General features: G+C 37.3%; 23 protein-coding genes. 4 read left to right on the forward strand and 19 right to left on the reverse strand.

Features of this window, described 5'->3' with window-relative positions; translation table 11 throughout:
• Window positions 1–34: 34 nt before the first annotated feature.
• From traV to mobH, 10 genes are all read right to left on the reverse strand, one after another.
• The gene (traV, locus tag JEP40_RS12920) at window positions 35–547 is read right to left on the reverse strand and encodes a type IV conjugative transfer system lipoprotein TraV (RefSeq protein WP_147675477.1); all 513 of its coding nucleotides are present in this window, start codon (window positions 545–547) and stop codon (window positions 35–37) included.
• Between the two features lie 16 nt (window positions 548–563).
• Window positions 564–1,718: a TraB/VirB10 family protein gene (locus JEP40_RS19115; RefSeq protein ID WP_198623871.1), complete on the reverse strand. Its 1,155-nt coding sequence runs from the start codon at window positions 1,716–1,718 to the stop codon at window positions 564–566.
• Window positions 1,719–1,859: 141 nt separating this feature from the next.
• On the reverse strand, window positions 1,860–2,807 hold the full coding sequence (locus tag JEP40_RS12930) for a TraK domain-containing protein (protein WP_232799277.1): 948 nt from the start codon (window positions 2,805–2,807) through the stop codon (window positions 1,860–1,862).
• 46 nt (window positions 2,808–2,853) lie between these two features.
• Window positions 2,854–3,507 (reverse strand): TraE/TraK family type IV conjugative transfer system protein, encoded by a 654-nt coding sequence (locus tag JEP40_RS12935; RefSeq protein WP_147675480.1) that lies wholly within the window; start codon window positions 3,505–3,507, stop codon window positions 2,854–2,856.
• Window positions 3,507–3,791 (reverse strand): type IV conjugative transfer system protein TraL, encoded by a 285-nt coding sequence (gene traL / locus JEP40_RS12940; protein ID WP_023159936.1) that lies wholly within the window; start codon window positions 3,789–3,791, stop codon window positions 3,507–3,509. Before traL ends, JEP40_RS12935 begins: the two co-directional genes overlap by 1 nt.
• 21 nt (window positions 3,792–3,812) lie before the next feature.
• Window positions 3,813–4,604, reverse strand: a complete 792-nt coding sequence (locus tag JEP40_RS12945) for a DsbA family protein (RefSeq protein WP_147675481.1) — start codon at window positions 4,602–4,604, stop codon at window positions 3,813–3,815.
• Complete coding sequence (locus JEP40_RS12950; protein ID WP_147675482.1) at window positions 4,601–4,882, reverse strand: hypothetical protein; 282 nt, start codon at window positions 4,880–4,882, stop codon at window positions 4,601–4,603. Before JEP40_RS12950 ends, JEP40_RS12945 begins: the two co-directional genes overlap by 4 nt.
• A gap of 82 nt (window positions 4,883–4,964) precedes the next feature.
• Window positions 4,965–5,624: a DUF4400 domain-containing protein gene (locus tag JEP40_RS12955; RefSeq protein ID WP_147675483.1), complete on the reverse strand. Its 660-nt coding sequence runs from the start codon at window positions 5,622–5,624 to the stop codon at window positions 4,965–4,967.
• A gap of 362 nt (window positions 5,625–5,986) precedes the next feature.
• Window positions 5,987–7,900, reverse strand: a complete 1,914-nt coding sequence (traD, locus tag JEP40_RS12960) for a conjugative transfer system coupling protein TraD (RefSeq protein WP_147675484.1) — start codon at window positions 7,898–7,900, stop codon at window positions 5,987–5,989.
• Window positions 7,897–10,401, reverse strand: coding sequence for a MobH family relaxase (gene mobH / locus JEP40_RS12965; protein ID WP_147675485.1), 2,505 nt, complete (start codon window positions 10,399–10,401; stop codon window positions 7,897–7,899). The genes traD and mobH overlap by 4 nt, the downstream gene beginning before the upstream one ends.
• 30 nt (window positions 10,402–10,431) lie before the next feature.
• Here mobH and JEP40_RS12970 point away from each other — a divergent pair, with 30 nt between their 5' ends.
• From JEP40_RS12970 to JEP40_RS12985, 4 genes are all read left to right on the forward strand, one after another.
• Window positions 10,432–11,073: a hypothetical protein gene (locus JEP40_RS12970; RefSeq protein ID WP_198623872.1), complete on the forward strand. Its 642-nt coding sequence runs from the start codon at window positions 10,432–10,434 to the stop codon at window positions 11,071–11,073.
• 16 nt (window positions 11,074–11,089) lie between these two features.
• Window positions 11,090–11,896, forward strand: coding sequence for a DsbA family protein (locus tag JEP40_RS12975; RefSeq protein WP_232799278.1), 807 nt, complete (start codon window positions 11,090–11,092; stop codon window positions 11,894–11,896).
• A gap of 170 nt (window positions 11,897–12,066) precedes the next feature.
• Entirely contained in the window at window positions 12,067–12,369 is a 303-nt protein-coding gene (gene traA, locus JEP40_RS12980; protein WP_261984779.1) for a TraA family conjugative transfer protein, read from the forward strand.
• Window positions 12,370–12,623: 254 nt separating this feature from the next.
• The gene (locus tag JEP40_RS12985; RefSeq protein ID WP_147675488.1) at window positions 12,624–14,147 is read left to right on the forward strand and encodes a UvrD-helicase domain-containing protein; all 1,524 of its coding nucleotides are present in this window, start codon (window positions 12,624–12,626) and stop codon (window positions 14,145–14,147) included.
• A gap of 89 nt (window positions 14,148–14,236) precedes the next feature.
• Here the strand turns inward: JEP40_RS12985 and JEP40_RS12990 are convergent, their stop codons facing one another.
• The 9 genes from JEP40_RS12990 to JEP40_RS13030 all read right to left on the reverse strand — a co-directional run bounded on the left by JEP40_RS12990 (window position 14,237) and on the right by JEP40_RS13030 (window position 20,688).
• Entirely contained in the window at window positions 14,237–14,884 is a 648-nt protein-coding gene (locus JEP40_RS12990) for a hypothetical protein (protein WP_147675489.1), read from the reverse strand.
• Between the two features lie 39 nt (window positions 14,885–14,923).
• A complete protein-coding gene (locus JEP40_RS12995; RefSeq protein WP_147675490.1) occupies window positions 14,924–15,484 on the reverse strand; it encodes a hypothetical protein in 561 nt (186 codons plus the stop codon).
• Between the two features lie 56 nt (window positions 15,485–15,540).
• Window positions 15,541–16,428 carry a hypothetical protein gene (locus JEP40_RS13000; protein WP_198623874.1) on the reverse strand — a complete coding sequence of 296 codons (888 nt, stop codon included), beginning with the start codon at window positions 16,426–16,428 and terminating at the stop codon, window positions 15,541–15,543.
• A gap of 164 nt (window positions 16,429–16,592) precedes the next feature.
• A complete protein-coding gene (locus JEP40_RS13005; RefSeq protein WP_198623875.1) occupies window positions 16,593–17,480 on the reverse strand; it encodes a restriction endonuclease in 888 nt (295 codons plus the stop codon).
• Window positions 17,481–17,545: 65 nt separating this feature from the next.
• Window positions 17,546–18,115 carry a GDSL-type esterase/lipase family protein gene (locus tag JEP40_RS13010; protein WP_232799279.1) on the reverse strand — a complete coding sequence of 190 codons (570 nt, stop codon included), beginning with the start codon at window positions 18,113–18,115 and terminating at the stop codon, window positions 17,546–17,548.
• Entirely contained in the window at window positions 18,102–18,359 is a 258-nt protein-coding gene (locus tag JEP40_RS13015) for a hypothetical protein (protein WP_198623876.1), read from the reverse strand. Before JEP40_RS13015 ends, JEP40_RS13010 begins: the two co-directional genes overlap by 14 nt.
• Window positions 18,360–18,438: 79 nt before the next feature.
• The gene (gene lepB, locus JEP40_RS13020) at window positions 18,439–19,188 is read right to left on the reverse strand and encodes a signal peptidase I (RefSeq protein ID WP_147675495.1); all 750 of its coding nucleotides are present in this window, start codon (window positions 19,186–19,188) and stop codon (window positions 18,439–18,441) included.
• A gap of 80 nt (window positions 19,189–19,268) precedes the next feature.
• Complete coding sequence (locus JEP40_RS13025; protein ID WP_147675496.1) at window positions 19,269–19,691, reverse strand: hypothetical protein; 423 nt, start codon at window positions 19,689–19,691, stop codon at window positions 19,269–19,271.
• Entirely contained in the window at window positions 19,681–20,688 is a 1,008-nt protein-coding gene (locus tag JEP40_RS13030) for a hypothetical protein (RefSeq protein WP_147675497.1), read from the reverse strand. Before JEP40_RS13030 ends, JEP40_RS13025 begins: the two co-directional genes overlap by 11 nt.
• Window positions 20,689–20,703 lie beyond the last annotated feature (15 nt).

Below are 20,703 nucleotides of genomic sequence, written 5' to 3' on the forward strand. Positions count from 1 at the left end.
AAAAGTCCTTTTTAAAATTGTTGCTGACCACTAGCTATTTTCGGTTATCTGGTGTTTGTAGTGGTTTGAGAACCGCATTGTGCTTGCGATCTGGACGAGAAACACCGACTTCCCATTTACGAGGCGATATCTCAGTGTAGACATACCCTGTGATGATAAGATCTCCATCTGTGTTTTCGTATGGGTCGATTAAAACACGCATTACCATCGACTCGCTTCTAATGGGTTGTGGGTTTGCCGCAGGTTTTGGCACAGGTACATATTGTCCAGACTCCGTACCAACCCATTTACTATTTTCTGATTTGAGTATGTTATCCATATCGCTTTTGCTAACTACTTCTCCGTTGAGCTGCATTTGAGAAACAGTATCAATTTTTTCTTGATAGTTTTCACCATCAGTCAATTTGTGTACGTCACGAACACTCATACACGTTACTGAATTAGGCATACCTTTACAGCCGAACTCTGTTTCACCGACCAGAAGAGATGAACAGGCGGTTAATGAAAGGGTAGTTAAAACCATCAGTGGCAATAGTAAAAATTTCATAGAGTAAGTCCGTATTTTAATTAGTTTGTCTGAATTGAAGTTGAACGCCTTTTGTGACAACAAAATCTATTGATCTGGCAGGGTCAATTTCAATTACAGGGAACAGGTCTTGTGCCATATCCATGTAAAAGTCAGCTAACCGATTGAGTGCGCTGCCTACGCCTTTCATTGCTGCACCTTGTACCTTATTGCTGTTAATTTGTTGATAAGGTGACTGTGTTGGTCCTATTCCGTCCTGTGTTAATGTGATAGATGGAATTTGCTGAACACTGAACATTTCCGAGCCAGCTTGAAGAAATCCTGCAATAAGCGCTTTCGCAAGATATTGCCCCTGTTTTGTTACTAAGCGCCCACGAATACCGATTTTCCCATCCTCTCCGACGGCATACGAATCAAAGGTTGCTTCAATAACTGCCCCATCTTCTCTGATGCAGGAGATCGTGTTACTGCGTAAGTAGGCACGTTCTGATGATAGCTCGCCATAACCACTGCTAATAATTGCACAATCACGAATATCCGCAGTGTAGTTATTAGGTAAAATGGCTTCTCTTTTCACTCGCACTAACATTGGATAAGGGTGTTCTCTTGCCGCTTTCGCTGTGGGTGCATCCATCCCTGACAAAGCAACTGTGGAAATAATAGAGCCAGCCGGTAAGTACGTTCCTTCCAGCTCAGGGCTCACATTTTCATCCGTTTCGGATTTTGATAATGTATTATTCGCTTTGGATTCTGAGTCGTGATTATTTGTACCATCATAGGTCGTCAGCTCAGGGTATTCTTCATCTGATCCGGACGTATTTGCTTCCTGTGTTGTGTTCGGACTGTACGGTATATCATTTTCATAAACATCATTCAGATTACGACCACCTCCCACCTGATTTGATGATCTGCCGGTATTGGAGAAACTATTCGTATAATCCGGTGTGTTCATCTTCTCTTTTACTTGCTTATCAAGCTGTTGTTTTAGCTCAGTAGCAAGATCATTTTTTTGATTCTCTAATATTTTTTGTTGAGCATACAGTTGTGTAACTTCCTTTTTATACGATTCTTGTACTGATAACAGGCTATCAATTCTGTCATCAATTCGTCGCAAATCAGCGGCGATTGATTCTTGGCTAACGCCCTGCGTGTCAGCATTAGTTAGTAAATTTGTCACCGGTTTGTTGTTCACTGCTGATGCAGCAGTCGGATATTCGGGTTCACTGGTTAAAAAATACAAAGCTGTTACCAGTAAAATTCCACCACCACCCCATAAGACAAGTTTTTTCTGTTTTGGACTCAGGTTTTCGTATTGGTCTTTGATAGACATGCATTACTCCGCTAGACGTGGGCGAGAATTTTCAGAACTAGTTTCCTCTGATGTATTAGATTTACGAATCACAAAGTAAGCCTCAGTCGATTGCTGCGGTTCTAACGTGTTATTGCTCCACAGAGCTCTTGCAGCTAATCTTGGATGTGTACACAGTGACTCATCAACAGTGACTGTTGTGTTACCAATGTTTTTAGCAACCCCAATTATTACGCCGAAATTACTGCCTGACAGATACTGTCCTTCGCTAAATGTGTATTTGATATTATCTTGTGGGCTATTTGTTCTGAACGCACAATTGGGTACAGAAATCCCTGCATTGTTGATCCCCATAATTTCATAGCCAGCAGGTACATCACCCAATGCGACATTTCTTAGTAATTTAGTGATTGCGCGAGTGTATGAATCACTTTTTTCCCATTTATCAGCGACTTCCTTATTACCCGAGGCGGTAGGGGTGTAATATTTTCCACTGTTATATACAGCCATGTTTTCATCGTCTTTTTCTAAAAGTAGAGTTGCTTCAACCGGCGGTCTTTTTTGTGGGTGAAGGGATAGTGAAATTGCTTTACTTTCATCACCTTTATTCGTGATGTACATAGCAACAGGGTTATCTTTGAATGCAGTAAAGTAAATTACATTACCCTCCTGTCTTATTTTTATTTCATTCTTTTTTATGGTTTGAACAACCGGTTCTGAAAACGGTGTAACAATTCTGTTAGGTTGTCCTAATGAGACTGGAATTAACGTGTTTTCACCTGAACGAATTGTGTATGTCATACGGGAATTAGTTTTAGCTTTTGATGAAATGACAGACGATGGCACCGGTTGAATATTTAGGTCATCTGAAGCAATTTCTTTAATCAAGCTGGATTGATTCTCAGCACCGCCTGAAGGTTGTTGATCCTGACCATAGACAGAAATGGTTTTCGCTGAAGCGAATGAGCTCAAAGCTAGTGAAAGAAGCAGAACCTTACAATTGAACTTCGCCTGATAATTAATCATTTACTCTACTTCCTTCGATAATTTCTTTAGACTGTGAATCATCTGGTAACACACCGCCGTTTGCTTCCTGCTCATAAGTCGGCAAATATGCATCCCCATTCTTTAATTGAATATCTTCGATAACGGGCTTATAGCCACGAATATAAACTGTGACAATGTAATGAACTGTCTTAATCGTAGTTCTCCCTGTCACACTTTTAACTTCTTGTGAACCCTCGACAAAGTAGACGCCCTTCGCTTTCGGGTCTGTTGAAATACGAGTTGGTGTAAATGACAGTGATACACGGTCACGATTTATCTGACTGATTGCATCATCAATACTTAGCATGATCCGTTGGTAGCTATTGGGAGAAAGAAACGGCGCTAATGAGGATTTAACGAAATTTACTGATGAGGGATTAGTGTTGCCAAGTAACGTTGCGATATAACTCGCCCACGATTGCATATATGCCGTAGAACCTTCATTTTCATCAATCCAGCCAGTTGTTTGTAAGTTAGGCGGCACAATAATGATCTTTTCATTCTTTCCGTACAGAAGGAACAGTAACCCAATCGCAATGAAGCCAGTGCATAAATTAGATAGTGATAGGACTTTTGATGTTTCCTGTAATCTGGAAACTGTTTTTGTCATTTTGAAAAATTTCATCAGTAGAATTCTCTGTCAAATGAATCGGGAATAAATGTAATTTTGTTGTCACCGATGCCAAATCGCCAGTAGACCAAATGGGCTAAATATTTATCAGATGCTTTATCAAGAAAACGTCCATATATCTTGCTAAGAACAACGCCAACCGCGATCATGGTTAATAATTTTCCAGTAAAAACTCCAATACCGATCATGACCATGAATGGAAATAGCTCGTCAACGGTCCAGAAAAATAGCTTAGGTGGATCATCAACACTGTGAGATATATTTACTACCTTACTCATTTTAAATACCTTATATATCAACTAATTGACTTGTGTTAACTGTCCCATTACTGCTTTGATTTCGTTTAATGGAACTGCGCCTTGTAACGGAACCGCTTTTTCTTGATATGAAACGATAGTGCTTGGAGTTCGGTCAAAGTTAAGACCAATGGCTTCTTGTGTATCGAATAAAATTTTCGCGTTGCTGCTATTGCTGTTTACACAGCTCTGAAACACTGTCTCATCGAGACTATAACTACTTGCTAATTGAGCAATAGGCGTGCTAAATCCGCCACTTCGTTGAGAATCGAAGATGAATTTCGCAACTTCAAAAAAACCATAATTACCTTTTTGCTCATACGCGCACTCTGTCAACGTTGATAGATACAGCGAGCGTTGACCATGACCAAGTGTGTGTTTGAACACAAGAGCTACGTTACCGCCGGATGAATCAACGAAATCGAGTAATTCAGGAAACCCCTGACCGCAATACGGACACTCAAAATCAGAATAGTGAATCAATAAAAATGGTGCATTTATGTTCCCGTAAACGCGATCATTCGTTGGTGACGGTTGTTCGAGTGTACTTTTATTACTCTCTGAGATTTGTTCAGGTGTTTTTATTGTTGTTGGTTTATAACCAGTTGCAGCGATATACGTGCTAAAAAAGTTCGCCAAATCATCATCATTGGCTATTTTAGGTATTTCAATACTGTCAACTGCTATCTGAATTTCATTCATATCAGCATTTAAAAAGTATGTTTTCATAGCCGTAAAAGCAGTTAATGATGCAAGAGCAACAACACTGACGTGTGTAAAAGTTATTTTTTTCATTTCTTCTGACCAAGTTCTATTAAATCGCTACGAGAAATCAATTTCCTTTGTGGCATTTGATTAGTCGCTTCGAGTTCATCTTTAGTGAGTTCAAATAACTTCAATACAAGTTCGCCTTCATCTTCAAGATAGACAGAGCTCAATGTGACTTTTGAAATATCGCTGTTAAATGTTCTAAGCGTGTTAGACAAATGAAAATTGACAGCCAACGTAATGATATTGAAAACAAAAACACTCGCTAAAACTGACGTAATTAAATGACTGGATTTATTAAGCATAGGCCCCCCCGACAGAGGCATAATGTACCAATCTATCGGGGTTTTTTTTGGCAGAAGGGTATTAAAACAATGATGATTGTTTTTAGATTTGCTTAGGGAGATTACTGATCATCAAAATAATGGAAGTAGGTATAACAAATAGTGTCATGACTGCATTTATAACTGGTGGTACAGGTAATGGTATCAAAATTGATAATGCAACTAAGAATACTGTTAACCCTATGAGCTTCATGCTGCGTCTGTTTAGAAATGGTGATACATATGAGAAGTCATATTGTTTCCGCTTCCATCTGCAAACACCGGCTATGAGTGAAGGAACTAAAATGATACAGAAGAACGGCAACCAGAATGATAGTAGAGCGATACGATATACGATCATATAGTTATGGTAATTTATCATTTTCGCTAAATTAATGAAAAATGGATAAAAAATCCCACTTATATTGTTAAACGTTTGCTCCAGCGGATCAGCGGACACAGGCAATGGTGCATAATAGTTTGTTAATGCAGAGTTGATACCGGTTTGAACAAAAAAGTCATTATATAACTCATTGGCAAATGGGAGAATCTGGCTATGAAAACCACTTTTTCCAGTAATCAATTCGCCCATTTTTAACTCGCTAACCATGTTTGATTTATACCATTCAGCAGGGATAAACAATGACATGATAATGAGTAAAACTGTTACCGTAAGTAACAGTTTTTTAATTGAGCTACCGTTAGATTGTGTATCGGCTGACATTAATAACCTCTTTAGAAACTGGAAATAACGCTATTATCTAACCTTTCAGGGAATTTATACTTGTGATATTCATCTAAAGGCGAAGTGTTATTTAACTTTGAAAGAAAAACTATGGATTTTGAAATGACTATTGCTAGATTGTCCCAATCTGAAATCTTCAAATCAGTTTTTTTTCTTTGATAATATTTCTCAATTTGTTCGTTGACGTAGTCACAGAAAATGGTTTCAAATTCAGTGTCCTTCATAGATAGAAGCATCAATATGATCTGACGGCTACAAATATTCCACTGGAGAAGAAAACGACTAAAATATATGTCGCTTGCATTGGATCTAAACTCATACTCTGGGACAATATTATCCATTTAATGTGCCTTATTAAATTCTTTGATTAGCATCTTTAACTTTAATACTTCTTTTTCGCTGGTTGGTAATTGTACAATTGGAATTTGACCTTTACATATATTCCCCGCTTTTAAAATAGCGCAAAACTCTAGATTTGGGAGGTTTCCTAATAGTTGTGGAGGAAACAACTCACTCTCAACCTCCATCAATCGCTCACCAATACTGCCGGTGATTTTTTCTGGATCTTCCCCCGAACTCGTACCATGCCCTCTTTGGATGTACTTGAAATTTGTAGTTGGTATTCTTTCTATTAAATCTTTTTGACCTTGAATATTGATAGTCCGTAATGCAATGTTATGGTTCGCATTTATGCTAACTTGTTCTTTTTTCGCTTCAGAGCCAAGGGTGGCAACGTAGTCAGTGGTAGACTGTGAGGCAATGAATAACTTAAACCCTGCCCCTCTCCCTTTATTTTGAAGCCGAATAACCTGATCGTTGATAACTTCAGCAGCTTCATCAATAAGAATATTTGTATCGCGTTTCTTTTCACCGCGCGGTTTAGCATAGTTATAAATATCAGCCGCAACAGCAGTGATATCGCTTAGAAATATTGAGCCAACAGCGTTTCCTTTATCACCATCAGCAAGAGAATTAAGCCCTAAATACATCATCCCGTTTGTATTGATGATATCTTTCATATTAGTAATGACTCTTTCATCATCAATATTCTCACTGGACGGTGACAATACTTCATCTAACCCATCACTAGTTAACATGCTTAATACAGGTAGTGCCGTTAATATCATCTTTTGGAAATGTTCACGATTATGTTGAAATAGGTCAATTCCACTTTTAATGAATGTATATTCCTTAATTTTTGCAATATCATTCAGATAGATAGTGATTCTTATACCGGCATGGTTCTCGATAGTTCCTGTCGTTCTAGTCATTGATTGATGTTCTAGTCTACGATCAAGAAGTGAGTCGTATACATCAGGAAATAGCTCATATCCTAATTTGTCGATTGCTTTAACAAGTAATTCAGCAAAATTACCCAAATTAGTACCAAGCTGTGCTTTTATATTTACAAGAGTAGGCTTTACGTTTGCGAAATTCATCAACTGCACAATAGTTGTCAACGTCATTGTCGCAAATGAAATAAATGGATCAGTTGTGTTATCAGCCTTCTGGATAACGGAAATAATACGGCTGGCTACTTCAGTTGAGTTGGAATAATTTGATATTGGTGAAATCCGGTTGGATTTATCCAAGTGTGCAATGGAAAGATAATAAAAATCATCTTCTCTTTCCATTAGTTTCATGCACTTGTACATATAATCAGCAAGTTCCTCATCATTTTTAGGGTCAATTAGAATAAGAGGTTGCCGTTTTAAAGCAGCTTGCAGAATAAGTAATTTGTAAAGAGTCGTTTTACCGGAACCCGTAGTACCAGTTAATGACGTATGTAGCGTCATTAAGTCGTCAGGTACGCTAATCCACTCATTTGAATTCCCTAATTTATGAATCCAGCCATGCCCCATGCTTTCATGATCATTAGGTAAAAACCTGTCAGCAACACCACTTTTTAAAATTTCATATGCCCGTTGTCCATGCTCATGCCGCCATGTAAAGCCTTTACCTATCAATGTCGTGTCGCGATTGCTCATCATTTCTTTGACAACATCATAGGCTGAAGTAAACGTAGGAGCCGGTCTGGTTTTTAGGTTTTTATGCAAGACTGCAATTTTAATTGCATTTGGCAATGATTTCATAGCGAAAATGCTTTGTATCGCAGCAGCAGATAGCGTAGCAGTTAGAGGCATTGATAGATATGTACCAACACCGACCGTAGCTAATACACCGGTTCCCCAACCACAAACTTCATACATCTCGTAGTTAGTACGAAATGGCATTAAATGTTTCCAATCACTCATTGTTTTTCTCGCATAAATTGAAGTCCAAAATGGCTGTTGTAGCTTTCAAACCTAACAGCCATGATTTGTTTGAATGTCGTTTGAGACACCCCCAACTTAGCAGATATTTCAATAAGTTCTGTCCGACTCAACTCTATATATTGAATCGTTTTAAATTGGTTTTCTGAAATGTCGTTTTCATTGTGAATAGAAAATATGACATCTTCAATTAATGAAGTTGCTAAGTCAGGAATGACTGGATTTAACATTTGTTCAATTTCAGAAAATCCAGTGATGATAAATACATCAATGAGTAATTCTTTTTTCAAAACAAGATAGAAATTTGATCTTAAAAGCACCAGAGCTTCATCATCTTTAGAACGCGATGCTTGAGGGCTTCTGGCTTTCCATGCCGAGGGTATTTCGAGTTTATCATCAACCAGTAAGTGATTTTGATTTATGTTATTAATTAACTGCTCTTTTGAAAGCCCTAATAGATATATTTCAAAAGCCTCTCGGATATGCAGATCGGCTGTAATATAGATATCGCTATGCATCCCCTTTTGAGTTGTAATCTCTACGGAGTCTGTGTCATCAAGTTTCACGTCTGCAAACAATGATTTCTGCTCAGATAATTGAGTAGCTACTGGTATATCAGTCAGTGATTTCATTGGTAGTGCTACTGACGGTTTACTCATGGCAATAATCCGTTCTTTTAACCCTAGGTTGTGTTTATGGGTTATCTCAGGAGCAGGATTGCCTATTGGCAGTGTTGTACTACCACCCTGTATCACGAGATCACATGCTGCTATAACTTTAACTTCAGGTACTTCAACGGTTTGTTCATTACATACTGGCTCGATAATGGCTAGTTCTTCAAGCGTTTTCATTATGCTAGTTACATTATCAGATTCTGGAGGTGTATCATTTATTATTTTATCTACAATATCAATCGGTTGATGCTTATTATCTTTGTTTTCGATAGTAGGTTCAGTCTTTTCGCCTGTGATTTCTACATTAGTTCCTGTTTTTGGTTCAAAACTAACCCAACTCGTTTCGTTTTTGACATAAACAGATGCATGTGTTGGTTTTATATTCTCGCCAAATAGTAATTCGTCTGAAGCTAGTTTCACGCAGTAAAAGAACGTGTCTGGATCTTTTATAAACGACGGTGATTTGAGTAACTTTTTTGGGGCCATCTTCCAATAGAGTGAACCTCTTGGCGCTTCAATGATTACATCATGAGCTAATAGTATCTCACCTAAACTATCTGCTGATTGTGGGATAAAAATTCCAAGGTTTTTTATCTCGTTGCATAATTCTTCAGCAGCACTAGCCCAAATAATGTAGACCCCATCTGGCGTTGACCAAATTGGACTTGGAGGAACGTTTGGGGTCCAACGACCTGATGATATAAATTGGCGCATAGTATCAACCAGACGCTGAATTGTAGATACACCAGAACCGGCAGCGCGTATCGCATCACCTGATGTCAATTTGAGGTCATTTGCAACAGAGGCTCGGTCTGCGAGTAACAGAATATTAAACAACTGATTGCCATTGATTGCTTTTTTATCTGCCTGTTCCATGTTATCGCTGTTAGAAATTGCCTCTATAACTTTGAAATATAGGTTTTTACTATTTTGCTGAAGTAGTTCTATCACTTTCGCAGGAACTATTTTATCAATAAGCGAAGGTGCTATAATTCTATGATTGTTATGCCTTTTCTTGTTCCACTGTAAAAAATACCTTTCTATATCGTGTTCAACAGCCCAATGAAACAGATTTTTTCCACTAGGTTTCCACTGATATACACCTGTCTGATCCCAAATTTCATAGTCAGACACCGGTTTACCAATGTCGTGCAGTAATGCTGTTACAGCCACTGCAAGACGCCATTTCAAAGCGTTAGCAGACCGTTCTTCAGGGGTTTCATTGCTATCAAAGTCAGTGGTCTTTGTGTGCTTAACTGCGATGTAACAGACTTCTAAACTGTGTCGTAAAAGCCCTCCTTGAGCTCTGTGGTGATGTGCTTCAGAGGCTGGTAGTAAGTGTATGAAATCAGCAGTATTACATAGTAGCGGCATGACCAATTCATCAAATAGCTCACCGATTTGCATTTCTCTTTTGATTTTTGTGATCATTTCCGCTTGGGTTTTAATCAGCAATTGTTTTCCGCTGATTCTTGCAGGATATCCTTCAATTTTTGGCGGGTATCCAATCGGCATTTTGAATGTTTCTATTTGAGATTTTATATCATCCGGAATTTCAATCTCACCTTTTTGAAGTATGGAATGCTGTGAGTCCTGTATATCTGACAATGCTGACACATCTACCGAGAAGGGATCTCTCCCTGATTTCAGTATGGATTTTAACCAATTCATAAACATTCGGTGAACCTGCTTCTCTAAATTTTTAAGATTTTTTGATGCAACAATGTTACCTGTTTTTAAATTTGCAATTTCATAATTAGAACCGTTTTGCATTGTTATATCGGGAAAAACTGCACCTAAATAGTTCATACTCACCACGATTTTCAGTGAGGAACTTAGATGAAAAAGTCATTTATATTTTGTTGTTTACTAGCAACATCCTTATCAGGTTGCAGTAGCGCAGATAAGCCCATATTTGGGTGCGGAAATTATGTAAAAACATCCACAATTAGCATTGAATCTGGTTATGGCGGTACAGCGAATAACGTAATTGATAAGCAAATTGCTCGAAAAGCAATAACGGCTACTTATCCTGCTGACTATACCTATCGCGAAAATTGGAAAGATACGAATAGAGGTGGCGCATCATTGCGACAGCAAGGTTACAGGCACGTAATTGCATCACCATATGAGATCTACGACCAAGGTAAAAAACATATTCCTGTGGACCGTAGCTTTCATACAGACCTGTTAATAAGTAGTTTAGCTCGCAGTAGTTCATCGAACGTTTATGTCAAACCTGAATTACCATCGTTCTGTGGTGAAAATTCACGAAATTATTTTCTGAAGGAAACGCCTGAGAATAAAAAATCTCGTAATGAGTATATTCGTATCAAAGAAAAATACTGTTCTGATCCAGAGCATAAATTAACTAATGAAGAATTAGTTATTTTACAAAATGGAGAGCCAGACTCTCTCAAAAACTATCGAATGAAAATCTATATTGATAACCAAAACGAACCATCACCTGCAATAAAGTAGAAAGGTATTTTTCATTATGAATAAATTATCAACGTATCAAAAATCAGTGATTGCACTTTTAACTACAATGGTTGGAGTAGGAATAACCAGTACCTATTTAACCACAAGTGAGCTAAAGCAAACTAATTCACTTTTGGCTTCGTCAATTACTATTCAAAATGATATAAAAACAGAAAGTGCGGGTGTAAACCAGTCTTTAAGCAAAATCTTGTCTCTGTCCGAAAATACCGAGCCGGTCCAACAGCCTGAAGCTCAACCTGAAGAACCAGATCTCAATCTTTCCCAAGTTCATCTTGATTCCAGCACACTAACTTATGGCAATGAAAATGCGAGGTTTTCACTTGTAACGTACATGGATTTCCAATGTCCATATTGCCAACGTTTCGCATCTACCCCTAAAACATTAGTTGATAAGGCGAATGGTGGTTTAGTCAATTGGAAATGGAAAAACAGCCCTCTACCATTCCACGAACCAAATGCTACTGATTATGCCGTGAAAATGCTCTGCGCTGGCGCTCAAAACACTGACAATCACTGGAAGATCATTTCAATGTGGGGGAATCATGAATTTGATTTTGCTACCGTAGATATGATCGGAATGTTTGAGTTAGACCCTGTTGCGTATAACACATGTCTTAAAACTGACTCTGTAAAGTTAACTTTAGATAAAGACAAGGCAGAAAGCCGTTCTCTTGGTGTTTCAGGCACTCCTACAACGGTAATAGTTGATAATAAAACTGGAGAAAAACGTGTGATAGAAGGTGCTGTACCAATGGATATGTTTGTAAACACCATCGAAGCTATGATGAAAAAATCACAATAAAACCAATTCGTTTTAGTAACCTTATAAAAGATAAATATTAATTAGTAAATGTAAAATCCACGTTGATAGTAGTTTGCTGTCATTTTAATACTGTAAATATAAAAGGGTTAGATATGCAATTAGTAAAAACATGTGCCGTGCCGAAAATTGATACCAAAAAAGTGCTTTTCGTGGTTTTAGCAGTGTTATGTGTAGCGGCACTGGCAGTTATGTTTGCCTATGGCAAAGGAACCGAACAGTCCGGTTTCAAAGAAGTATGGATGCAAATCACTGCATATATGCAGGGGTCATTAGGTCGTGTGTTAGTGGGGCTGATTGTAGTTGTTGGTATTGCTGCGGCGGTTGTTCGTCAGTCGTTAATGACCTTTGCAGTGGCGGTTGGTGCTGCAATTGGTTTGTACTATGCTCCGGACATCATCAACGGTATCATGACTTCATCTGTTGCAGTAACAACGGCATTACCGATATTGTAGTAGAAAGCAGCAACTCAAAGAAAAGCCGTATGAGAATACGGCTTTTTTTATCTGAGTAATATTAATGGATATTAAAATCACCATCCGGATACTCTCTTGTGTATCCATAACCCCACTTGGATATCAGCATAGGATCTGCGGGGCACAAAAACAATAGACAGTAATCTTTGGGGAAGGATTACATTCCCTTTCGCTAAAAACCATTACGCAATTATGTTATATTCACTGTAACATAATGATATAAAGGCATTTTCATGTCAAAGATAATCTTGTCTCAAGAACAAGAAGCCATTTTAGCCTCTGAAGAAAAGTATATTTGCTGTCAGGCTTATGCAGGTTCAGGCAAAACGTTCATATTGACTCAATTGGCAAAGCGTAATCCGGATAAACGTATTTTGTACTTAGCTTACAACAAAGGCATACAGATAGAAGCATCACAAAAATTTCCTTCTAATACCAAAGTGATCACCACTCATGCAATGGCATATCGGTATTTGAAAAAATTGAAGTACAAAATGAAGTTTAATTTCAATGGGTTCGATGTGGCTCGGCTACTAAATATTACATCTGTTCAATTGCAATTTCTCATCATCGAGACTCTAAATAATTATTATAGGTCTGCTGATTATTCGTTACAGATACATCACGTTCCAACAGAGAACACAGGGAATGGTAAAAAACATGCTGAAAATGTTAGGAAATGCGCATTAGAAAATGCAAAACTCATTTTTGAATTACAAGCTGACCCTAACAGTGACTTCCCTGCTCCCCCTGACTTTTACATAAAATATTTTCAGTTAGTAGCCCCTCCCCTACATACATGGTTCGATATCATTTTGTTTGATGAAGCACAGGATGCCAACTTAGTAACGAAGGCAATGCTAGATAAATGTGAATGCAAACGAATCTTTGTAGGTGATACGCACCAGATGATCAACCGCTGGCGTGGGGCAAATGATGCCCTAGATGCCTCTGTACGTGATGGAGCTCAGATATTGCGTCTAACTACGTCATATCGGTTTGGACGATGTGTAGCAGCTATCGCAAATGCCATACTGATGTTAAAAGGGGAGACTGTAAGCCTTAAAACGACCGGTATTACTGATAAGCTCATAAGTAAAGCTGAAATCAAGAATATCTTCCCTAGAACTGTGATTTCACGCACCAATCTATCTGTGTTGATCAATGCAATTGACGCTGGAAGAAACGGTAAAAAAGTATTCTTTGTAGGTGGGATTGATAGGTATGCATTAGACGATATTGCTGATTTTTACTATCTGTATATTGGCAATACGAAAATGATTAAGAGAAAAGCATTTTTATACGACTACCCCAATTGGAATCGCGTTGTAAGCGTTGCAGAGAACTCAGGTGACAACACGTTGAAAAGGACGATACACCTAATTGAGAATGAGCCTGATATTCTAGAGCTGGTTGATAAAATTAAAGAAGCAGCAGTTAATAATTATAATGATGCTGATTTAACGCTTGTAACTGCACATTCATCGAAAGGACTTGAATGGGAATATATTGAGATTGATGATGATTATACATCATTGGTTGAATATGTTGAAAAAACACCAAAGGAAAGACAAAATCTTATATTTATTAATGATGAATTAAATTTGTTGTATGTTGCTGTGACTAGAGCAACTAAAGCCCTGTCATTATCAATGGTTATTATGGAAATTATTTCATTAATAAAATACAGAAAGGACAAAAAAAGAAGCATTCCAATAGTAACGCCAGATGAACTCCATTCATATTTAATTAAGTGAGAGATCTTTGTGTTCAAATTTACTATGGAATGAAAAGATAACACAATTAATAAAATTGATATTATCTTTTCATAATTTTGATAAATGTTTTATTTCATGCGAAAATTATTATTTTTTGGAGTTGAACTGCCATTTTTAATAGCATCGTCATTCTTTTGTACTGGCTTGATTTTGAGTGCATTTCTAGCATAGTATTCAACAGTGATTGTTTGAACCTTATCCTTTTCAATTGCTAAAATTATAGATTTACTAGGTCCACTACTGTCTCCATTACTATCAGAATCATTATCTATATTTTTGAAATGAGAAAAAGACAATAGATATTTATTTAACTCGTCCCGTGAAATGCCATTTTGGAAATAATCTTTTTCATTATTATGTGTAATAGAATTATCAATATCAAAATAGTCACTAAACACCAATGATAATTCATTGGCACCTTCATTATATGAGCCGTATATTAAATAATGAAAGGTTGATTTTTTATCATTCTGTAACGTTTGTTTTGCTTCATCGTATCCTTCCTTGCCTTTTAAGAATTTTTTATACTCAGAATTGAAGCTATTTTTTTCTTTTTTAAATTCTATTATAAAATAACGGTCAGGATTACCAGCTATAAGATCGCCCCCTGATTCAACGTTTCCATCCAAAGGAGCCAGCAGATTCAGTCCGTATTTTTTTTTCGCATAAGTTACGAAATTATATTCAACTGTTTTTTCCCACCATGTAACACTCATAATAACCTCCAAGTTGAAATACTAATATCTTGATATATTTTAACTCATTGAATCCAATAAAGCCTCTAAATGATGATTAATAAAAAATTTCACCATAACTCTTTCATAGCCTAAATATTGCTTGACTGATAGGTTAGCCATGAATGCAGCCTCAGTCATTGTTATACCATTTGGATTCTGCTCTAAACCTAAAATTCGCCTCATAGCCTCTGATTCAGCCCCTCTCATTAGTGTAAACACTTCATCAGAGCAACGATGTTCTGGAAGTAATTCCTTCGTAATTTTCAAGGGATTTACGCCAGCATGGTAATTTGCTGTTTTGTCTCTCTCGATTAAGTTAATTTCTCGGTTTCCGTCGCGGAAATCAATTAAAGGGTCTATGACGGTATGAGCCTTTGTCTCGATCCATGAGTATTGTAAAATGCTGTTTGTGTAAGCTAAATCTGTCTCCGGAGTGTGGACCAGTTCTTGCTTATAGATACCAATCACAGCCTCGCCCTCGATGTATCCCTTTTTTAATAATTGTCGGCATAAAAGATATGAATATGGGTACATCTGAATATCGTCAGCTATTGTTCTTAGACTCGTGTATTTTTCCATTTTGAATCCAAAAAAGCCCCAAAAAGGGGCCGTAAGTAGTTTGGGAGAGTTACCGATCACTTACTGGTTGTGTTCGCGCTAACTTTTTCATAATGAATAGAATCAGTTCTTTCATCAGGGTTTTTCGCGCTAAGTAATATAAATGTATAATTTTGTTTACCGTGAGTGATGAATAAGTCTGTGCCGCCCCACACTTCAGAACTTGGCTTTTTCGATAAGAGCAAAATGTTATTTGGTAATAATTTGATATCGAAATGATCGTCATGGTCCGATCCATTGATAAAGTAGTTGAGCTCTTTAACGGCTTCAGATTGTGCTGGTAGGAAAATTTTCACAGCAAAATTACGGTAGAGATAGACTTTAGTTTGTGAATTTGGAGCGTATGGGAGCGTTAATTGCTTCCCTACATAGTCGAGGTTTTGGTCATTTTCAAGGCGTTTGTTTCTTTCTTCCAATGCTGCATCAAATACGTTTTTAAAGTCTTGTTGCTGTGTTGGAGCCTGATTGCTGTAATACACATCACTGAGCTCCTGAGCTGCCGGTGCAGGTGGTTGACCTGTAAAGTTGGTACTTAATGCCTGAGTGTGTTCCACTACTGAAGTAGCTGCTTCGCTAACATGCTCAAGCATGTCATTAATGCTTTGTTCGCTATCTGATGGATTCTGTTTTTCTGTTACGCCAGAATGCTCCTGTACTGCTTCTGAGAGCGTCTTAGCAACATCACCTGTAACAGAGTCGGATTTAACCTCTGATGCCGGAGAATCGGTTTTAGCTACGTTCTCGGCACTGTTTGATTCTGGCTCTGCCTCTTTGGGATTGTTAAAAACAGGAATAGAGGTTTCAACGTCACTATAATAATTAACATCAATTTCAGTCGTGTCTGTTGCTGGTTTGAGTAAAACAAATGCTGCTATTGCACCTGCTGAAACTGCAACTGCAATCATGGATTTTTTATTCAGAAGAAAACCAAGTCCTTTTTTACTTTCATTTTTTTTAGTATTGGAAGAAACATCCGTCATTTTGAGCCTCAATAATCTGTGTTACGTGTATCTGCTATATGTTATAGAATTACGCCCTACGAATAGGGCGCAAAGGTTCTAAAAGCGGATTACTTTCTTAACAGCAATAATTTATCGGCTATCATTTTTCCGTCCATGAGTGTCAGACGGTCAGATGTTCTGTGACTGTATAGAACTGCATCGTTAGAAAACTTACCTGATGTGACCAGAAATACATGCTTAAATTCGGGTTCTGCTTCTAGTACACCAACCATTTCACGCGCGATAGCAACACCTACATTGTCAGATTTCCAGTGTTTGCATTGAGCGAAAACTTTGATTCCATCACGTTCCATAATGATATCTTTCCCACCATCTGGACCATAATTAGTGACAGTAGCTCTGTACCCAAGGCTGTTGAATAACTCTCTTATAAATTCCTCAAATTCTCGCCATGATAATTCTCGGATAAATTGCAATGCATCTTCATGATAGGTGGCATTAAAAAGTACCTTTTTAAACATAGTTTGTTGTTTATAACGAAAATAGACACTTGCCGAATAAGCCACGAGCAGGAATGCAACGCATGAACGTAATATATGGAATGTATAATATGTACAAACTGGGATATTTCTCAGAGAGAATAATTTATTCGCACTGTTTTTCCCGAAAATATCAGCATATGCTGTTTTTATATCTCCCCATATCAGTTGTATGATTTTCGTTGTTATCACATAGTCATAACGAAGAAAAAATACAGTTATTGTGGTAACAGCAATTATCACTAATGCAACTTGAGGGTTTAATAGAGGGGCATTTCTTTTGATTCCCACTGAAGCCCATTCAGGTTTCTTTTTCTTGTGTAACCTCAATATTTTGCTGCTAGGTGACAATATATAAACAGCAAATAAAGGTATTACTAAAGTTAAAACTCTCGCAATAGAATCAAATCTAAGAAATACCAGAGTGGTCATATAGAATATAAATGCAATATTCATATTAGTTACATAGGGATTCCGTTTCTTAAATCTACGCTTTCTTCTCATTACAACATTCCAATTTACTAAAATAGTAGCTGTGTCACGGTAAGTAAGGCTCCGTTCGGAGTGATATGTATTCCATCCTTTGTGCGAACTATTGTCCCATCTATGACATCCTTGTATGTTTCACCAAGAACCGTTCGTGTATCTACGGTGGTGATCCCCTCTATCTGAGAAGCCGTCATTATGGCTTGCCGAGTGTTATCTAATAGTCTGTTTTTGGCGGGGTCTTTAAGGGTTGGAGGAAGTAACCAGATCACATTTTGGTTTCTGGCTTTTATGGTTTGGATAAAATGCCGAACTTTAGAGATGTACATTTCTTTTTCTGATATTTGAACATGGTCGTTAGTACCGAGAATCACATAAACGGTATCGTATTCTTCAAAACTGAATTGCTCTGCGTATCTCTGCCAATCAAGGATCTTCTTTGTGGATAATCCGCTACCTACTTTGTATCGAGCATCAACAGCTTGGATTGTGCTGTACCCTTTAGCTATCTCATAGGTAATTGAATCTCCTATAAAAACAGGTTTGCTGTATGACATAGAAGAAAATAAAAGGGAGCTGATTACTGAGATTTTATAAATATTCATTGCAACCCATATCAGTTATAAGCCAAATCTCACTCCTTTGACTTGTGTTCTTTTTAAGCAATATCGAGCATGGTATAGATGCCATATCAATTTTTATTAATGTGTTGTCACTCCCCTTCACCTCATAGAGTTGCTTTATTTCGTTGGATTCAAGACCAGTAATCTCTCTTGCCAGTACATAGGTATCAGCTACTCTGTCGAAGCCACCAGAACTGACATGCTTATCTTGTGTGGCTTGCGTCACAAGATGCTCGTGTGTAGTGATCGCCCCTGTGGTAGAACCACAAGAGGACAAGAAAAAGCAAACTAATGCGATACAGCTTCTATTTATCCCCATCATTCCCCTCTGCCGTTTGAGCTTCAGAAATTACTTTTAAGCTATTCTCCCCTATATCAAAATCGCTTTTCATAAACTCAAGTGTAAAAGCCGTGGCTAAATACCGACTTATCAAAAGTTCCTTTTTAACAAGCCCTCGCAAATGCCGTGGAGTTCCAACCGCATTTTCAAAAAACCGTGAATCCCATGAATGATCCCTGTTATCGCCAAGAACAAAAACATATCCATCAGGGATTACCCATTGTGTATAAATTGGCTTAACGAATGGTTTACGGTTATCAATGATGTACTCATATTGTTGCGCATTACGTTCCTGAAGCGCCTGATAGGTACTCGTATGGTCATTATGGAGGTTTAGCTGCCCGATCATCCTTCCGTTGATCTGGACCGACTTATCATCGGTATAAGTGACAGTATCGCCAGCCAATCCGATAATGCGTTTTACATAAATAAATGAAGGGAATGCAGGAGCTCGGAAAATCACGATATCCCCACGCATCAATTGCTCTTTTTGCGCATCAACCGGCTTTGCAAAAATGAGATCACCGGCTTTCAATGTCGGTGCCATAGAGGATGATGGGATAATGTAATAGTCCAATAGGTAGGATTTAACGGACCACACAATAACTGAAATTATTACCAAACTGACAGTATAAAAACTAGGCTTACGTTTTCGATATATGAGGTAAAGAATTCGTAGGATAAGTGCAAGAATAAGGGTACTTATGAAGTTCATGAGCTTCAGCCTTCAGAAATCAAAAAGGCAATGTACCCGTTATGTAGTATCTTTTTTCTTAGTAAACAGTCATAAAAGTATCACTTTCTATTTTGATGGTGCATGGTTATGGCTTTCAAATATCCATAAAACCATAACATATTAAAGTGGCTACTCTTTTTTAAAGGCAAGAAATAACATATAGTTTCACTGGAAAAAATAAGATATCCCATTTTATTATCTATTGCTTTAAAACTAATTGAATCAATATTGCTTTTAGAGTGCTTAAAATAGATATGATAGCAATGTACATAAATTGCAATAAGAAATAATGATGCTAAAGCCTTAGATAATTCAATTAACGTCGTAGATTCAATATAATCGCCAACCAGTGCAATAAATACAATAAATATTAATATGGAAATATCAATTATGTTTTTTCTACGAATTAATAAATATGCAGGATATACACAAGCAATGGTGAGAAAAATGATTTGAATAAAAGCGGTGTATTTATTCTTCATTAGACCACCATTCAGGAGCTGCTAATGAATCCTCTGAAACTTTCCAGCCAAAGTTAATCAATATTTTTTTTATATTATAAGGTTTATCCATAAAATAGCTCATGTGGGTTTTATGGTTCCTTGTGAACTGCCCTGCACTAACTGTAGTAATACCGATGTAGGTTGTTAAATCTGACAGTTTATAACCCAAATACATGATATCTGACAATTCTTCGATACGCTTATTTTCATGAATAGTGTTTAGGATACCTTCTAATTCAGTTTTAACAAACATATACAATTGTCTGCTGTCACTACCGGTTACTTCTTCCCTTTCATCGTAGTGGTTATTATGGACATTCTCATTATTCTTGTTATTTTCAAGCCACCAATTAGGCGCATGTAAATTATTGCTGGTAACAACCCATCCATGATTAATAAGAACAAGCGCATTATTAAATGTATACTTTGAAAGTTTTACTTCGTTAACTTCAGACAAAAAGATTTCTTGCTTGTCAATGCATTCTAAAATACCAAGATCCATTAACATTGTAGTTATAGATGGTTGACTTCTATGTATTTTATCTGCGATTGAGCTTAGGTTCATCTTATTTTGTATCATGGAGATAACTGTATGAATTTCTTCATTAACCCATACTGTTTCATTACGATTCAAATCGTTAGTGTTGCTCATAGGGAATTGATCATTACTCACCCACCACTTGGGGGCTTTAAGAGATTCCTCCCTGTTTGATAACTCATATATCCAACCAAGCTCTAATAATTTAGGAATAAATGATGAATGAGGAATGAGATGGTTTAAATTTGTATTCCTAGCCGTAGATATCTTATTATCCTCATAGTTTATTTCACACAACCCCATGTTCAATAATTTAGAGAGGACATCATTTACACTCCGTCCGGTAAATTTGCATATCTTTTCGATGAAAAACGGCTCATTAATGGTTCCGAATAGTTTTGTTATTTCAGATAATGTCCATACCGTTAGATTTCGCATGTTTATTTCACTTGA

This window comes from Proteus vulgaris, assembly GCF_016239305.1.
GTDB classification, from domain to species: Bacteria; Pseudomonadota; Gammaproteobacteria; order Enterobacterales; family Enterobacteriaceae; genus Proteus; species Proteus vulgaris_C.

Coding starts and splice junctions, on each gene's coding strand:
- traV (WP_147675477.1), bottom strand. CDS start 547: ATGAAATTTTTACTATTGCCACTGATGGTTTTAACTACCCTTTCATTA.
- JEP40_RS12935 (WP_147675480.1), bottom strand. CDS start 3,507: ATGAAATTTTTCAAAATGACAAAAACAGTTTCCAGATTACAGGAAACA.
- traL (WP_023159936.1), bottom strand. CDS start 3,791: ATGAGTAAGGTAGTAAATATATCTCACAGTGTTGATGATCCACCTAAG.
- JEP40_RS12945 (WP_147675481.1), bottom strand. CDS start 4,604: ATGAAAAAAATAACTTTTACACACGTCAGTGTTGTTGCTCTTGCATCA.
- JEP40_RS12950 (WP_147675482.1), bottom strand. CDS start 4,882: ATGCTTAATAAATCCAGTCATTTAATTACGTCAGTTTTAGCGAGTGTT.
- JEP40_RS12955 (WP_147675483.1), bottom strand. CDS start 5,624: ATGTCAGCCGATACACAATCTAACGGTAGCTCAATTAAAAAACTGTTA.
- traD (WP_147675484.1), bottom strand. CDS start 7,900: ATGAGTGATTGGAAACATTTAATGCCATTTCGTACTAACTACGAGATG.
- mobH (WP_147675485.1), bottom strand. CDS start 10,401: ATGAACTATTTAGGTGCAGTTTTTCCCGATATAACAATGCAAAACGGT.
- JEP40_RS12970 (WP_198623872.1), top strand. CDS start 10,432: ATGAAAAAGTCATTTATATTTTGTTGTTTACTAGCAACATCCTTATCA.
- JEP40_RS12975 (WP_232799278.1), top strand. CDS start 11,090: ATGAATAAATTATCAACGTATCAAAAATCAGTGATTGCACTTTTAACT.
- JEP40_RS12985 (WP_147675488.1), top strand. CDS start 12,624: ATGTCAAAGATAATCTTGTCTCAAGAACAAGAAGCCATTTTAGCCTCT.
- JEP40_RS12990 (WP_147675489.1), bottom strand. CDS start 14,884: ATGAGTGTTACATGGTGGGAAAAAACAGTTGAATATAATTTCGTAACT.
- JEP40_RS12995 (WP_147675490.1), bottom strand. CDS start 15,484: ATGGAAAAATACACGAGTCTAAGAACAATAGCTGACGATATTCAGATG.
- JEP40_RS13000 (WP_198623874.1), bottom strand. CDS start 16,428: ATGATTGCAGTTGCAGTTTCAGCAGGTGCAATAGCAGCATTTGTTTTA.
- JEP40_RS13005 (WP_198623875.1), bottom strand. CDS start 17,480: ATGAATATTGCATTTATATTCTATATGACCACTCTGGTATTTCTTAGA.
- JEP40_RS13010 (WP_232799279.1), bottom strand. CDS start 18,115: ATGAATATTTATAAAATCTCAGTAATCAGCTCCCTTTTATTTTCTTCT.
- lepB (WP_147675495.1), bottom strand. CDS start 19,188: ATGAACTTCATAAGTACCCTTATTCTTGCACTTATCCTACGAATTCTT.
- JEP40_RS13025 (WP_147675496.1), bottom strand. CDS start 19,691: ATGAAGAATAAATACACCGCTTTTATTCAAATCATTTTTCTCACCATT.
- JEP40_RS13030 (WP_147675497.1), bottom strand. CDS start 20,688: ATGCGAAATCTAACGGTATGGACATTATCTGAAATAACAAAACTATTC.